Source organism: Pseudomonas sp. MG-9, assembly GCF_018729515.1.
Taxonomy (GTDB): Bacteria; Pseudomonadota; Gammaproteobacteria; order Pseudomonadales; family Pseudomonadaceae; genus Aquipseudomonas; species Aquipseudomonas serboccidentalis.
Window position 1 is genome coordinate 125,413 of record NZ_JAHHZH010000001.1, and the last position, 14,700, is coordinate 140,112.

16 protein-coding genes and 2 pseudogenes are annotated in these 14,700 nt (G+C 58.2%); 11 read left to right on the forward strand and 7 right to left on the reverse strand.

Translation table 11 applies throughout. The annotated features are described in order from the left end of the window. Positions 1–7 precede the first annotated feature (7 nt). From yghU to KKQ10_RS00675, 3 genes are all read right to left on the reverse strand, one after another. Positions 8–847, reverse strand: coding sequence for a glutathione-dependent disulfide-bond oxidoreductase (gene yghU / locus KKQ10_RS00665; protein WP_215499693.1), 840 nt, complete (start codon positions 845–847; stop codon positions 8–10). 127 nt (positions 848–974) lie between these two features. After that, positions 975–1,409: a hypothetical protein gene (locus tag KKQ10_RS00670; protein ID WP_215499696.1), complete on the reverse strand. Its 435-nt coding sequence runs from the start codon at positions 1,407–1,409 to the stop codon at positions 975–977. After that, entirely contained in the window at positions 1,406–2,377 is a 972-nt protein-coding gene (locus KKQ10_RS00675) for a LysR family transcriptional regulator (RefSeq protein WP_215499698.1), read from the reverse strand. The genes KKQ10_RS00670 and KKQ10_RS00675 overlap by 4 nt, the downstream gene beginning before the upstream one ends. Before the next feature lie 126 nt (positions 2,378–2,503). On the opposite strand from KKQ10_RS00675, the gene KKQ10_RS00680 reads away from it, so the two are divergent. The 4 genes and pseudogenes from KKQ10_RS00680 (at position 2,504) to KKQ10_RS00695 (ending at position 4,229) form a co-directional block, all read left to right on the forward strand. Further along, positions 2,504–2,779 carry a DUF2798 domain-containing protein gene (locus tag KKQ10_RS00680; RefSeq protein ID WP_215499700.1) on the forward strand — a complete coding sequence of 92 codons (276 nt, stop codon included), beginning with the start codon at positions 2,504–2,506 and terminating at the stop codon, positions 2,777–2,779. Between the two features lie 127 nt (positions 2,780–2,906). Next, positions 2,907–3,143, forward strand: a pseudogene (locus tag KKQ10_RS00685) (thiamine pyrophosphate-binding protein); the annotation flags it as partial. 217 nt (positions 3,144–3,360) lie between these two features. After that, positions 3,361–3,516 (forward strand): annotated as a pseudogene (locus KKQ10_RS00690) (DNA methylase); the annotation flags it as partial. Further along, positions 3,516–4,229 carry a DUF72 domain-containing protein gene (locus KKQ10_RS00695; RefSeq protein ID WP_215499702.1) on the forward strand — a complete coding sequence of 238 codons (714 nt, stop codon included), beginning with the start codon at positions 3,516–3,518 and terminating at the stop codon, positions 4,227–4,229. The pseudogene KKQ10_RS00690 and the gene KKQ10_RS00695, both read left to right, overlap by 1 nt. Before the next feature lie 45 nt (positions 4,230–4,274). Here KKQ10_RS00695 and KKQ10_RS00700 read toward each other — a convergent pair whose 3' ends face one another. Next, positions 4,275–5,093, reverse strand: coding sequence for an alpha/beta fold hydrolase (locus tag KKQ10_RS00700; RefSeq protein ID WP_127652474.1), 819 nt, complete (start codon positions 5,091–5,093; stop codon positions 4,275–4,277). Between the two features lie 172 nt (positions 5,094–5,265). Here KKQ10_RS00700 and KKQ10_RS00705 point away from each other — a divergent pair, with 172 nt between their 5' ends. The 4 genes from KKQ10_RS00705 (at position 5,266) to KKQ10_RS00720 (ending at position 7,407) form a co-directional block, all read left to right on the forward strand. After that, complete coding sequence (locus KKQ10_RS00705) at positions 5,266–5,715, forward strand: winged helix-turn-helix transcriptional regulator (protein ID WP_215499704.1); 450 nt, start codon at positions 5,266–5,268, stop codon at positions 5,713–5,715. Between the two features lie 106 nt (positions 5,716–5,821). Next, positions 5,822–6,370: a hypothetical protein gene (locus tag KKQ10_RS00710; RefSeq protein WP_127652472.1), complete on the forward strand. Its 549-nt coding sequence runs from the start codon at positions 5,822–5,824 to the stop codon at positions 6,368–6,370. A 47-nt stretch (positions 6,371–6,417) separates the two neighbouring features. Continuing rightward, complete coding sequence (locus KKQ10_RS00715) at positions 6,418–6,828, forward strand: hypothetical protein (RefSeq protein ID WP_127652471.1); 411 nt, start codon at positions 6,418–6,420, stop codon at positions 6,826–6,828. Positions 6,829–6,852: 24 nt separating this feature from the next. Then, positions 6,853–7,407 carry a hypothetical protein gene (locus tag KKQ10_RS00720; RefSeq protein ID WP_215499706.1) on the forward strand — a complete coding sequence of 185 codons (555 nt, stop codon included), beginning with the start codon at positions 6,853–6,855 and terminating at the stop codon, positions 7,405–7,407. A 137-nt stretch (positions 7,408–7,544) separates the two neighbouring features. Here the strand turns inward: KKQ10_RS00720 and KKQ10_RS00725 are convergent, their stop codons facing one another. Together KKQ10_RS00725 and KKQ10_RS00730 are read right to left on the reverse strand one after the other, a co-directional pair. Continuing rightward, on the reverse strand, positions 7,545–8,588 hold the full coding sequence (locus tag KKQ10_RS00725) for an LLM class flavin-dependent oxidoreductase (RefSeq protein ID WP_215499708.1): 1,044 nt from the start codon (positions 8,586–8,588) through the stop codon (positions 7,545–7,547). A gap of 139 nt (positions 8,589–8,727) precedes the next feature. Beyond that, a complete protein-coding gene (locus KKQ10_RS00730; protein WP_095120372.1) occupies positions 8,728–9,213 on the reverse strand; it encodes a flavin reductase family protein in 486 nt (161 codons plus the stop codon). Positions 9,214–9,537: 324 nt separating this feature from the next. On the opposite strand from KKQ10_RS00730, the gene KKQ10_RS00735 reads away from it, so the two are divergent. Both KKQ10_RS00735 and KKQ10_RS00740 read left to right on the forward strand, forming a co-directional pair. Then, a complete protein-coding gene (locus KKQ10_RS00735) occupies positions 9,538–10,944 on the forward strand; it encodes a purine-cytosine permease family protein (protein ID WP_215499710.1) in 1,407 nt (468 codons plus the stop codon). A gap of 349 nt (positions 10,945–11,293) precedes the next feature. Next, positions 11,294–12,394, forward strand: coding sequence for a polyamine ABC transporter substrate-binding protein (locus KKQ10_RS00740; RefSeq protein ID WP_215499712.1), 1,101 nt, complete (start codon positions 11,294–11,296; stop codon positions 12,392–12,394). Positions 12,395–12,487: 93 nt separating this feature from the next. Here KKQ10_RS00740 and KKQ10_RS00745 read toward each other — a convergent pair whose 3' ends face one another. Continuing rightward, positions 12,488–13,453 (reverse strand): TerC family protein, encoded by a 966-nt coding sequence (locus KKQ10_RS00745; protein WP_215499714.1) that lies wholly within the window; start codon positions 13,451–13,453, stop codon positions 12,488–12,490. 233 nt (positions 13,454–13,686) lie between these two features. On the opposite strand from KKQ10_RS00745, the gene KKQ10_RS00750 reads away from it, so the two are divergent. Continuing rightward, positions 13,687–14,508 carry a hypothetical protein gene (locus KKQ10_RS00750; protein WP_215499716.1) on the forward strand — a complete coding sequence of 274 codons (822 nt, stop codon included), beginning with the start codon at positions 13,687–13,689 and terminating at the stop codon, positions 14,506–14,508. Positions 14,509–14,700 lie beyond the last annotated feature (192 nt).

A 14,700-nucleotide genomic window follows, 5' to 3' on the forward strand; every position in this document is an offset into this window, starting at 1 on the left:
GCGAGCGTCAATCCAGATCGCTGGCCTGATGCCGCTCGGCGACCTGGCTCGCCTCGTCGCCCCAGGTGCGGTTGACGCGCTGGCCACGAATCACCGCAGGGCGTTGGGCGATTTCCTCTGCCCAGCGCTGCACATGGGTGTATTCCTGGGCCGCTAGAAACTCGGCAGCCGAATACACGTTGTTGCGCACCAGTTGGCCGTACCACGGCCAGACGGCGATGTCGGCGATGGTGTAGCTGTCGCCGGCCAGATAGCGGTTTTCAGCCAGGCGTCGGTCGAGCACGTCGAGCTGACGCTTGGCTTCCATGGTGAAGCGGTTGATCGGGTATTCGAGCTTCTCCGGCGCGTACGCGTAGAAGTGCCCGAAACCGCCGCCCAGATAAGGCGCCGCGCCCATCTGCCAGAACAGCCAGTTGAGGGTTTCGGTGCGGCCGGCCGGATCTTTCGGCAGGAAGGCGCCGAATTTTTCCGCCAGGTACAACAGGATCGAACCGGACTCGAACACCCGAATCGGCGGCTGCGCGCTACGGTCGAGCAGGGCCGGGATCTTCGAGTTCGGGTTGATCTCGACAAAGCCGCTGGAGAACTGATCGCCTTCGTTGATGCGAATCAGCCACGCATCGTACTCGGCACCGGTATGTCCCAGTGCGAGCAACTCTTCCAGCAGGATGGTGACCTTCACGCCATTGGGCGTCGCCAGCGAATACAGCTGCAGCGGATGCTTGCCTACCGGCAGCGTCTTGTCGTGTGTCGGCCCGGCAATCGGGCGGTTGATGCTGGCGAACTGGCCGCCGGACGGTGCTTCGTGTTTCCAGACTTTGGGCGGTACGTAGGGCGCTTTACTCATGAAATGGGCCTCATCGTGGTTTTGCCGATTGATACCTGACAGGTATCAGGTTCGACAGCATAAACGCTCCTGATCACGCTGCGCAGTTCGTGGGGTCAATTGATCCCGCGACCGTCGAGCAAGGTTTTCAGCGAGCAGGGGTATCCGCGTTTCCAACAAAGCTTGTTAGCGAAACCGGGTCGAATGATGTGTTGGCAATCTCGCTGACGTCAGGTTCCAACTGCCATTGATCCGCGCTGTTGGTCATCTGGCGCACAACCCATTGCTGCGGTCCCGTCCAGGATAGCTCGAGGTAAGGGCCTGCCAGCGCTGCGCTGGCAATCAGTAAAGCCACTTCATCCGCCGGACCGGGGCACATGCCCCCGACAGCAAAAGGTACACGCGCAAGCATCAGCTCGTTGAGCAGGCGTACGCGCTCGGCGTTCGACGTGAACGTTAGCTTGCGCTCTCCGGCTGCAGCACCGGCAAACATCAGATAGCCCGTCGTCGAGTCGGTCGAGTTGATCGACGCCAGATGTACGGGTGGCTGTCCTGAGCCTTTTGCATAACGTGGCGTGTTCACTGCAAATCCTTTTCAGCGGGTGGGCGAAACGAAGTGGCCAAAGCATTTTCCATCGGCCAGCGCCGCTTCAAGTGCTCGGTCAAATAATCCATGAAGGCTCTGACCTTCGGCGTCAGCGCCGCACGCTCCTGCACGCAGGCATAGATGTCCATCGGCTCGACATACGCGTGGGCTTCACCTGGGCGATGTTCAAACAGCGGCACCAGTTGACCGCTTTCGAGATAGGGCGCGGCGACGAATTCGGCCAGGCGCGTGATGCCCGCGCCGTTGACTGCCATTTGCGCCAGGGCGTCGATGTCGTCGCTGATGGCGGTGGCGTTGATCGGGGCGTCGTAGTGCTGGCCGTTGCGGATCAACCCCCAGCGCAGAAAGCGTCCGTCCAGTGGATAGCGGAACGCCAGGCAGGCGTGGTGCTGCAGCTCTTGCGGTGATTGCGGCACACCGGCGCGTGCAAGGTAGGCTGGGGCGGCGCAGAAGATGAAGGGCAGGGAAACGATCCTGCGCGCGACAATGCCGTCCTCCAGTTGCGGCTTGATCCGCAGGCTCAAGTCGATGTTGTCCTGGATGTGATTGATCTTGCCATTGGTGGTCGACAGCTCCAGCAGCAAGCGCGGGTGCAGCGCTGCGAAACCGGCGATCAGCGGGGCCAGCACGTGGCGGCCGAACGCGGAGGTGGAGGCGATGCTCAAGCGGCCTTGCAGCTCGCCTTGATCGCTGATGATCGAACTCTGCGCCGACTCCAGGTCCGCTGCGATGCGTTTGACCTTTTCGTAGTACTGCGCGCCGTTCTCGGTCAGGGCCATGCGGCGAGTGGTGCGTTGCAGCAGGCGTACGCCGAGGTGGGTTTCGAGGCGATTGAGGGTCTGGCTCACGGCGGCGGCACTGACGCCCAGGGTCCTGGCGGCGCCGACGATGGAGCCGGCTTCAACCACTTTGATAAAACTGGCAATCGCCGCCAACAGATTCATCCGTGCTCCGCCGAGTGGGTTCGATTCGTAAGTGCTGCTTTATAAAGTACCTGCGGCGAACCGTCTAGTTGGGGGCAGGGGGCTTTGCTAAGGTGCCGGCTCCCTGTCAATGGATGGCTAAGTCACATGAATCAAAGAGCAACCCCCGATGTCTTGTATGCCTCGCGTCGCAAGCTGTCGGCACGGGCGACGCCCTATGTGTTTGCGCTGTACATGGCGACGATCATGGCGTTCCTGATGTCGCTGGTGATCACCGCCGCCAACGCCGGCATTGATAACGACTACCTGAATAATGCGCTGCATGCCTACAAGCTGGCGATGCCTGTGGCGTTTCTGTGCATCCTCGTGGTGCGGCCGATCGTGATCAAACTGGTGTCGATGACGGTGCATCCGCATCGTTGATTCATACCCCGGCCAGTGGCAAAAACAATCGAAACTTCACGCGTGCCGCGACTGTCCAGACCCTTGTATCGCCCGGCGGATATCTCGCCGGGCAGGCTTCATGCATCGGTGACAGGCGAGGAACGAGATGACGACGACAGTGGGATATTTTCTGGTGGAGCGGCTCAGCCAATGGGGCGTCACGCGGATTTTTGGTTATCCGGGAGACGGCATCAATGGCGTGTTCGGCGCGCTCGCCCGAGCCAATGGCAAGATCGAATTCGTTCAGGCGCGGCACGAAGAAATGGCCGCGTTCATGGCCTCGGCACCGTCGCAAGTGCGCCATCTGCTTGATCGTGCGGTGCGCACGGCGGTTGGCGAGCGTCCTCCCGGGCAAGAAGTAACCCCTGTAGGAGCTGCCGCAGGCTGCGATCTTTTTAATGGCAAAGCAAAAAATCGCAGTTGCGGCCAGCGAGTAGTTGCCACGCCAAACCCACCATGGGCCTCTCAAACGAAAGCCCTTTCAAGCCGCGAGCGATCACCCGATGAGCAAAATTGTCAGCGCCCACGACCTGCATATCAACCTTGACCCGGTGAGTGAGGCCCTGGCGGCGCGGCTCAATAATGAATACGCCGGCAAGGTCGGCAACATCATCAAGGCCAGCGCCGATTTCGAACGGCGTCTGGCGGCGTTCGACGGGATCGGCCCGAAGACCGTGGAGATTTTCATGCGTGAAGCGGCGAAGGTACTTTTTTAATGTTCATCGGTTGCGCGGGCTGGAGCCTGGGGCGTGAGTATTGGCCGCTGTTTCCGGCCGAGGGCACGCATCTGCAACGTTATGCGGCGCGCTTCAATTGTGTGGAAATCAACAGCTCGTTTTATCGTCCGCATCGGCGTCAGACCTATGCGCGCTGGGCGGATTCGGTGCCGCAGGGTTTTCGTTTTTCGGTGAAGGTGCCGAAGCGGATCACCCATGAATTGCGTTTGCAGAACTGTGATCAGGCGCTGGATGAGTTCCTCGGGCAGTGCGGCGGCCTGGCTGATCGACTCGGATGTTTGCTGGTACAACTTGCGCCCTCGCTGGCATTCGAACCGGCAACTGTTGAGGGTTTTTTCGTCGCCTTGCGCCAGCGATTCGACGGTGACGTGGTGTTTGAGCCACGGCATGAGTCGTGGGTTACCGCGGAGCCCCTGTTGCGGGCGTATCGGATTGCGCAGGTAGTGGTCGATCCGTCGCGGATCAGTACCGATGGTTCGGCGCAGGGCTGGGCGGGTGTGCGCTATTGGCGATTGCACGGCTCCCCACGCATCTATCACAGCGCCTACGATGAGGGTTATCTGCAAGCGTTGGCGAGGGAACTGAAAGACACGGCAGCAGAAGGTGCCGCGACCTGGTGCATCTTCGACAACACCGCCAGTGGCGCCGAGTTGGGTAACGCGTTGGCACTGGCAGCGTTGATGGCAGATTGAGTCAGGCGGACAAGTGCTCGTAGAAGATTGTCGCGCCGACGATCATCAGCGGTTCAGAAACGCCAGCAGGTCTTCATTCAGCGCCTCGCTGTGCGTCACGGCAAAACCGTGCGGCGCACCGGCGTAGACTTTCAACTCGGCGCCTTTGATCATTGCCGCCGCCTGTTTGCCGGTGGTTTCTATTGGAACGATCTGATCGCCGTCACCGTGGATCACCAAGGTCGGCACATCGATCTTCGCCATGTCCGGGCGGAAGTCGGTTTCGGAGAACGCGGTGACGCAATCCACGGTGCCTTTCAACGACGCCAGCAAGGCCACGTTCAGGGTTTGCGTCAGCACGCCGTCGGAGACTTTCTGGCCCTGATTGGTGCCGTAGAACGGTGCCGCGAAGTCGGCGATGAACTGCGCGCGATCCTTGAGCAGGCCGGCTTTGATCCCGTCGAACACCGAGGTGTCGACGCCTTGCGGGTAATCGGCTTTTTTGCCGAACAACGGCGTCACCGCGCCGAGCAGCACCAGACCGGCAACGCGTTCGGTGCCGTGACGGGCGATGTAGCGGCTGACGTCGCCGCCGCCCATGGAGAAGCCGACCAGGGTCACATCGCGCAGGTCGAGGTGCTGGATCAGTTGCGCGATGTCATCGGCAAAGGTGTCGTAGTCATAACCGTTCCAAGGTTGGTCGGAGCGGCCGAAACCACGGCGGTCAAAAGCAATCGTGCGGTAGCCGCGACTGCTCAGGTATTCCATCTGGTATTCCCACATGTCGGCATCCAGCGGCCAGCCATGGCTGAACAGCACGGGCTTGCCGCTGCCCCAGTCCTTGAAGTAGATCTCGGTGCCGTCATCGGTAGTGAATGTGCTCATGGAAACTCCTTGCTTGAGTGGGCGTTGGGGAGGGGCGGTAAAAGCAGGATTCACTATCCGCGTAATCGACCGTGGCCACTTGTATGCAGGTGCTGCGCTGTCGGCGTGGTTCTTTTCCGCTAGCACAGTTGTAAGATGCAACCACACGCCAGGATTGAAGGAGAAACTCCCTGTGAAGCGCAAAAGCCTGCACGGCAACGCTTGCCCGGTCGCCCGCACGCTGGACCTGATCGGCGACTGGTGGTCGCTGCTGATCATCCGCGATGCGCTGGAGGGCATTCGCCGCTTCAGCGATTTCCAGAAGAACCTCGATATTGCGAAGAACATGCTCAGTGCCCGGCTCAAGAGCCTGGTGGAGCAGGGGATCCTGCAAACGGTGCCGGCAGCCGATGGCGGCGCCTACAAGGAATACGTGCTGACAGAGCGCGGCAAGGCCTTGCAGACAGTGATTGTCGCGCTGTCGCAGTGGGGCGCAGAGCATATGTACGCGCCGGGTGAGCCGGGCTCGGTGATGGTCGATGCAAAAAATCGCCAGCCGATTCGCACGCTGCAATTGATGTCGGCCGACGGCCGCTTGCTCGCACCGGACGAGGTAGCGACGCAGTTTGGCGTTGAGCACTGAGATAACGACCGCAACATAGGTTTGACGTCAAAATGATGGCCATCTAATATCGCGGCGTTGTTTTGAGGTCATTCCCAGTCCTGTTGTGCTCAATAGAGATTTCTACGTGAAAAAACGTGTGCTCGTGACGCTGACCCTGCTGCTTGCGCTGTCAGGTTGCCATTCCAATGTGCGTAACTCTTCTCCCAGCCTGCTGAAAGACGGCATCCAGCTGCATCAAGACAAAGTGGTGGTGGACGCCCAGCACGCCAAGGTCATCATGAAGTCTTCTGGCGGCACCTATCCGGTGGAGTTCTCCATTCGCCGCGCCGATGATCCCGACCAGCGCATGGAGGTGCTTGGCACCGTGGTGGATTCAGGTCGCGGCAAGGTCTTCGGCTGGATCGCCAACCTCAATGAAGTGGCCAACAGCGCCACGGTCAAACGCTTTCCGCAACTCGAAGCACAAGCCGACGCTGATAAGCCGTTTGAGGTTTCGGGGTATTCGAACAGCCGGGTGACTGCGGGGATTTATACCTGTGGGCCACTGAAGACCACGTTCACTCCCCAGCGGGGCAAGGTGTATCAGGTGGAGTTCCAGTTCAACGGTGAGCTTTGCGAGCAGCATGTCTACGACGTTACCCAACCCCAGCAACGCATCCCTGTCGCGGGTTGATCCTGCAACGCGCCGCACTGAATTCAGTTGAAGAAAGGACATACCACGTGAAACGGAATCTCTCCCTGGCCCTTATCGTCCTGGCGGCAACGCTGGGTGGCTGCGCCGTCAACAAACCGAGCACCGATCCAGCCTTGATCGGTGCGTGGAAAGGTGTACGGGCCGAAAACGGCAAATGCCAGTTCCTCTCCTGGAAAAACAACTTCAAACCTGACGGCACCTTCACCATCACCTTCTTCCGGGATGCCCAGCAGACCCAGGCGATCCAGTCCGAACACGGCACCTGGAAGGCGGCCAATGGCAAGAACGAGTTGCGAACCGCCGGCGTTCCTCTGCCCGATATCTACACCTACACGTTGATCAATGCCGACACGGTGCATTACGTCAATGTGGCGAAGGACCCGTCGGGCGATTGTCAGGAAGACTACGAGTTCACTGAGCGTCGTATTCGCGGTTAAGCTGGTTTGAAAAAGGACGACTTGATGCGTTATCTGGCATCCACGATTCTCATGGGGCTGATGGCACTGCTGTCAGGCTGTAACGCCACGCCGTACGACAAAGCGACGATTTACTACGACCGTACACAGTTCCCCGCACAAATCGTAAAAGACGACCCATCGCTGAGTGATCCGATTCTTCAGCACGGGCGCTGCTCATTGATTGTCTCCACGCCTGGGTCGAACACCGGCAGTTATTACTTCTGCACCTACGCACTCACTGCCAAAGGGCTTTATGTGCAGGGGTGGGATGCCAAGGCGCTCAAGTATGAGGAGATCATGCACGTTGATTTTGCGACGCTGAGAAAGATTTCTCTGGCTTCATTTCTGCGTACAAACCAGCTTCAGTTGACGGAAGAGCGTCGGCAGAGTGCGTTGAGTGCCTGTATCGATGAAGGCGGGTATATCGATACTGCCGCCACTGAGCGGCTGTTCGAAACCATCAAAGGCAAGGGCGTTGCCGTGGTGAAAAGCGAAGGCATGATGAACCCGCCTGCGCCACCTTCGCCTGTTTTCGTTCCAATCATTATTCCGCGGTGATCTGATCACCGATGCGTTGCGCAGACAGCAACAATCCCTGAGACGCGGAAATTCCCGGGGTGAAGAACCCACTCAAAAGTAAGTGCCCCGAACAATGTCGGGGCGTTTTCACTCACCGGGTTTGAACGGTAAAACGTTTACCGAAACGCCGGCACCACATGCTTGATAAACAGCTCCAACGACTTCTTCTTCTCCGCATGCGGCAAACTGTTATCACACCAGAAACTGAACTCATCGACCCCCAGTTCCTGGTAGTACTTGATGCGCGGAATGATCTCTTCCGGCGTACCGATCATTGCAGTCTTGTGCAGGCTCTCCAGCTCAAACTCCGGGCGTCCGGCGAACTTCTCTTCCGGGCTCGGGGCGAGGAAGCCGTTGACCGGGGTTTGCTTGTTGCCGAACCACGCATCGAAGGTGCGATAGAAACGCGAGATCGCCTTGGCGCCGACTTTCCAGCCGTCCGGATCGTCATCGGTGTGCACATGGGTGTGGCGTAGCACCATCAGTTGTGGGCGCGGGACGTCGGGGTTGTTGTCCAGCGCGGCCTGGAATTTGTTCTTCAGGTCGACGACTTCTTCGTCGCCTTTCATCAACGGCGTGACCATCACGTTGCAGCCGTTGGCTACGGCGAAGTTGTGCGAGTCCGGGTCGCGGGCGGCGATCCACATTGGCGGGTTGGGCTTCTGCACTGGCTTCGGCACGCTGGTCGATGTCGGGAATTTCCAGAGGTCGCCGTCATGGGCGTAGTCGCCTTGCCACAGGGCGCGGACCACCGGGACCATTTCGCGCAGGGCCTGGCCGCCGCTGGAGGCAGGCATGCCGCCGGCCATGCGATCGAATTCAACTTGATAGGCGCCACGGGCCAGACCGACTTCCATGCGCCCGTTGCTGATGACGTCGAGCAGGGCGCATTCACCGGCCACCCGCAGCGGGTGCCAGAACGGCGCGATGATGGTGCCGGCGCCGAGGTGAATGGTGGTGGTTTTGGCGGCGAGGTAGGCCAGCAGTGGCATCGGACTCGGCGAAATGGTGTATTCCATGGCGTGGTGTTCGCCGATCCACACGGTGCTGAAACCGCCGGCCTCGGCCATCAGGGTCAGTTCGGTCAGGTCTTCGAACAGTTGACGGTGGCTGACGCTTTCGTCCCAGCGTTCCATGTGAATGAACAGGGAAAATTTCATGACGCTTCCTCGGATCTTTTATTGTTGAGGCTACAAAACTTGTAGGAGTGAGCCTGCTCGCGATAGCGGTTTATCAGATGTCGATGTGTTTTCTGACACACCGCTATCGCGAGCAGGCTCACTCCTACCGTTATTCCATTCAGGCCAGAACGGGCAGGGCGCCCATCTTGCCGTGGCAATACACCAGCGGCCCGGAGTGCTGCTCCGGGACAATCAGATTCTTTACCGCGCCGACCATGATCGCGTGGTCGCCACCTTCATATTCGCGCCACAACTCACACTCGATGATAGCCGTCGCATTGGCCAGGATCGGGTTGCCCAGCTCGCTCAATGTCCACTCGATACCCTGCGCCTTGTCCTTGCCTTTACGGGCGAAGGCGTAAGCCTCGCTTTGCTGGCCGCCGGACAGAACGTGGATCGCGAAGCGTTTGTTCTTGATCAGCACGGGATAGGAGTCGGAACTGTAGTTGGGGCAGAACAGTACCAGCGCCGGGTCCATCGACAGTGAACTGAAGGCGCTGGCAGTGAGGCCGACGATCTGGCCGTCGTCATCCAGGGTGGTGATGACGGTTACGCCGGACGGAAACGAGCCCATGACTTGTTTGTAGATGGCAGCATCGATCATTGGACGGTCCTCGGGTGTTGTGACGCGATTTTTATGTATTTGTTGGTCTGATGGTATACCAGTATTTTATCTTTGCAAGGGCTTTTAGGCTGAACCGATAAACCTGGGGCTTTCGTCGGAAACTCAGCGTTTATTGGGCTTTTGGCTGGCCTGCAGCCCGCGGTATCAGTGAGGATGGCGTATCAGATAGCGCCGTAAACTACGGATCAGTCTTGTGAAATGTTTGGAATACCATAATATGGTCTGCATCTGAGGGGTGGCCATAGAGTCCCCCCGGTTTGGCTTCATACAAAGATAAGAACAGACAAACTCGAGTTCATGCATATGTCCCAGATGTCCCGGCAAGATCCGTTGATCGAGAATCACACGGTCGACTACGTCCCACTCGCGGAACGCCACGGGAAGGCCCGCGACCTTTTCACCTTATGGTTCAGCACCAACATCGCGCCACTGCCCATCGTCACCGGCGCCATGGTGGTTCAGGTGTTTCATCTCGATTTGTTCTGGGGGCTGCTGGCGATTGCGCTCGGGCATCTGATCGGCGGGGTGGTGATTGCCTTGGCGTCGGCGCAAGGCCCGCGCATGGGCATTCCGCAGATGGTTCAGAGTCGTGGTCAGTTCGGGCGTTACGGCGCGCTGTTGATCGTGTTCTTTGCGGCGCTCATCTACATCGGTTTCTTCATTTCCAACATCGTCCTGGCCGGTAAATCGATTGTCGGCGTTGCGCCGTCGGTTCCGGCGCCGCTGAGCATTCTGATCGGCGCGCTGGCGGCCACGGCGATTGGCGTGATCGGCTACAACTTCATCCACACGCTCAACCGCATCGGTACCTGGGTGATGGGCGGTGCGCTGCTCGCCGGTTTCATCTACATCTTTGCCCACGACTTGCCGGCGGACTTCCTGACTCGCGGCAGCTTCAATCTGTCGGGATGGCTGGCGACGGTGTCGCTGGGGATCATCTGGCAGATCAGCTTCTCGCCGTACGTGTCCGATTATTCGCGCTACTTGCCGGCGGACATCGGTATCGCCAAACCGTTTTGGGCCACTTACCTGGGGGCGACGCTGGGCACGATTCTGTCGTTCAGCTTCGGCGCCGTGGCGGTGCTGGCAACGCCGGAAGGCACCGAGGCGATGGTCGCGGTCAAGCAGTCCACCGGGTGGCTGGGGCCGATTCTGATGGTGTTGTTCCTGCTCAACATCATCAGCCACAACGCGCTGAATCTGTACGGCGCGGTGTTGTCGATCATCACCTCGATCCAGACATTCGCCAGCCAGTGGACGCCGAGCATCAAGGTGCGCGTGGTGTTGTCGAGCGTGGTGCTGGCAGGGTGCTGCGTGGTGGCGCTCGGTGCTTCGGCGGATTTCATCTCCCGGTTCATCGGGCTGATTCTCGCGTTGCTGTTGGTGCTGGTGCCGTGGGCGTCGATCAACCTGATCGACTTCTACCTGATCAAGCGCGGCGCGTATGACATCACCTCGATCTTCCGCGCAGACGGCGGTATCTACGGACGCTTCAACCTGCACGCGATCATTGCCTACTTCATCGGCATCATCGTGCAGCTGCCGTTCGCCAACACCTCGTTGTACGTCGGGCCGTACGCCAACCTGGTGGAGGGTGCGGACCTGTCATGGCTGTTCGGCCTGGTGGTGACGGTGCCGCTGTATTACTGCCTCGCCACGCGCGGGCAGACCCGGCAGAGCAGGGCGGCGCGGTTGGGTTACGCTGACTGACCCAATCATCAATAAAACTGTGGCGAGGGAGCAAGCTCCCGCCGGACTGCGCAGCAGGCCCCTGCTTTTCTATAGCGAAGAGCGAGGTCCGCTGCGCGGCCCAGCGGGAGCAAGCTCCCTCGCCACAAATGATTTTTCCCCAGCCCTGCTGCATTCGTGCGGTCATTCAAATTGGCCATTTCGATCCCCTTTTGGCCCATCACCCACTGTGCCGCGCCCTCGCTCTCGGCAAGAATCAAAGCCACAACGAAACGCTGGACTTTCCTTGCCCTTGGCTACCTTTACAGCCGCTGCCGTGTACAGAACATAAAAACCATCGATCTCACGTCGCATTCCGGGGAAACAAACCATGGTCACGATCAAACGCATTCTGGGTGCCACCGTGTGTGGGCTGACGCTGCTGGCCAGCGCGGTGCACGCCGAACAGCGCGAACTGCGGGTGTACAACTGGGCGGATTACATCCTGCCGTCCGTGCCCAAGGATTTCGCCGCGAAAACCGGCATCAAAGTGACCTGGGACACCTTCGACACCAACGAATCACTGGAAGCCAAGTTGCTCACCGGCAACTCCGGCTATGACCTGGTGGTGCCGTCGAACCAGTTCATCGACACCCAGATCAAGGCTGGCGTGTTCCAGAAGCTCGACAAGTCGAAACTGCCGAACTGGAGCCACCAGGATCCGGCGCTGCTCAAGCTGCTGGACGCCAACGACCCCGGCAACCAGTACGGCGTGCCCTACATGTACGGCACGGTACTGATCGGCTTCAACCCGGCCAAGGTCAAGGCAGCACTGGGCGACAATGCGCCGGTGGACAGTTGGGACCTGGTGTTCAAGCCCGAGAATATGGAGAAACTCAAATCCTGCGGCGTGGCGATGCTCGACTCGCCTTCGGAGATTCTGCCGCTGGCCCTGCATTACCTCGGCCTCAATCCGAACAGCCAGAACCCTGCCGACTATGAAAAAGCCAAGGACCTGATGCTGAAGATTCGCCCTTACGTGACCTACTTCAACTCGGCCAAGTACATGACCGACATCGCCAACGGCGACATCTGCGTGGCCATCGGTTACTCGGGCAGCTTCTATCAGTTCGGCAACCGCGCCAAAGAAGCGGGTAACGGTGTGGTGGTCGACTGGCGTCTGCCGAAGGAGGGCGCGCCGATCTGGTTCGACACCTTCGCGATTCCGAAGAGCGCGAAGAATGTCGCAGAAGCGCATGAGTTCCTCAACACGCTGCTCGACCCGAAAGTGATTGCGCCGATCAGTGATTTCCTCGGTTACCCGAACGTGAACAAGGATTCGATGCCGCTGGTGAACAAAGACATCACCGGCAACCCGAACCTGACGCCGACCAGCGAAGCGCTGAAAACCCTGTACGTGGTGCAGCCGTTGCCACAGAAACTGGAACGCGTCCGTACCCGGGTCTGGACCAGCATCAAATCCGACAAGTAACCGCACACCCCCTGTAGGAGCTGCCGAAGGCTGCGATCTTTTGACTTTTGTTCCTGAAAAACAAGATCAAGAGATCGCAGCCTGCGGCAGCTCCTACAGGGTTTGGTTTTCTTCGCGGGTGACGATCAGGCTCAATATCACCGACCCAAAAATCACCCCGCCCACCACTGCCAGCGACCACTCCACCGGCATGTGAAACCACGGCATCAGCGTCATCTTGCCGCCGATGAATACCAGCACGATCGCCAGTCCGTACTTGAGCAGATGGAAGCGGTCGGCCATGTCCGCCAGCAGGAAGTACAGCGCCCGCAGGCCCATGATCGCGAAGATGTTCGAGGTGAAAACAATGAACGGGTCGGTGGTGACGGCGAAGATCGCCGGGATGCTGTCGACCGCGAACATCAGGTCGCTGGCCTCGATCAGCACCAGCACCAGAAACATCGGCGTCGCCCAGCGTACGCCGTTGTGCCGCACAAAAAAGCGTTCGCCATGAAAGCCGCTGGTAATCCGCAAATGCCCGCGCACCCAGCGCAGCAACGGGTTGTTGTCGAGGTCCGGTTGATGCTCGGCGAACATCAGCATCTTGACCCCGGTGATGATCAGGAACACCCCGAAGGCATACAGCAGCCATTCGAACTGCGACACCAGCCACACGCCGGCAAAGATCATCGCCGCACGCATCACGATCGCCCCGAGCACGCCGTACAGCAGCACTCGGCGTTGCAGTTCCGGCGGCACGGCGAAGTAGCTGAAGATCATCACGAAGATGAACATGTTGTCGATCGACAGCGATTGTTCGATCAAGTAACCGGTGATGAATTCCAGGGTCTTGCGCTGGGCGATTTCCGCACCGAACTCGCCGTTGAGGTACCACCAGAGTAATCCGGCGAATGCCATCGCCAGCGCGCACCAGGCGATCACCCAACAGGACGCTTCCCGAACTGAAACGCGGTGTGCCTTGTGTCCGCCGAAGACGAACAGGTCCAGTGCAAGCATCGCGAGGACGAAAACGATAAAGGCGCCCCACATCCATGGTTCGCCGATATTGAGGGGCGACATGGCGTTCTCCTTGTCCGAGCGGGTTTGGGAGTAGGGCCATGCTAGCCAAGAGTTTGCGCACAGGAAAAATCGCTTATTCCTGAGCAATAGTTCGGGAATAACGAAGTGTCGGTTGGGTTGAAGGGGGGCGCGATGCTGTGGGAGCATAGTTAGGGTGACGCGTGTTTTTTGTCCAGTTATATGCGCGTGCTTAAGTGGTTTCTTTTCTAAATACTTGAGATAAAAGGATTTTTATGCCCCTGGATCATGATCGTGAGAACGGATTGATGGCGGTGTCCGTTACGGAGCCGCTTTATCTTTCTGAGCACTTTATGAGGGATGGACACAGTGCCGAAAAAGCAAATGGCACGATGACCTACATTAGGTTTGAAGGGCATTTGTTTGGCGTGACGTGTGCGCATGTTTATTTTCAGCAGTATGATGAGTCTGGGGTTGCTAGCAAGTGTCTTACTGCGTTTGGAGATAGGATCGTATATCAATTTGGAACTTGGGTGGAGAGTGGGTATAAAAGTCACTTTCGTAGCATGAGAAATAGCGCTGGAGATACCAGTAATCCTGATATAGCGATTGTGTTTTTGGATGAGGCGTATGAATCAATACACATGTCTAGAAAGTCTAAAAGCGCGATTAACTTATCCGCTATGGGGGAGCCGAACTGGAAGGGCGCTAGTATGTGTATGGCAGCAGGCTTTCCCACTGAGCATAAAACACAAACCGAACAGATAGTTTCAGCCGAATTACTGCAGGTGATTGCCGAGTGTACGACTCCTATATCGCCTGGTCGCGAAAAATTCTCCTTGTTTTCCTGTCTTTCCGAACCTCATAACGTGTATCTGAGTGGAATGAGCGGTGGCCCGATTTTTTGTGACAGCGTGAACGAAGAGGAGCTGGCACTGGTTGGGATTATATTTGAGGGAACTCCAGGAAGTTCGGAGCAGTGGAGGGCTAGAGGAGACAGTTCTTTTTATACTGACAATGATGTTCATATTTCAGGGTATACAGTAACCGCTGAGATTTTTAGGGGGTGGTTGGTTGCTCTTGGTTACTACAATTAACGTCTGCTTAAAGCGCTGGCACGCGTAAGGTGAAATCTTGCTAGAAGCGTGTGCATGAGTGCCCGGCAGTATAGTGTAAGGTATTAATGTTAATAGGCCGCAGGAGTTAGAGCCCTGCCGATGGCTTGCTTTTATATATAGAAAAGCCGTAGAGCGGGTCGGCCAGTTGCTCGTTCGACCCGCCCTGCGTTG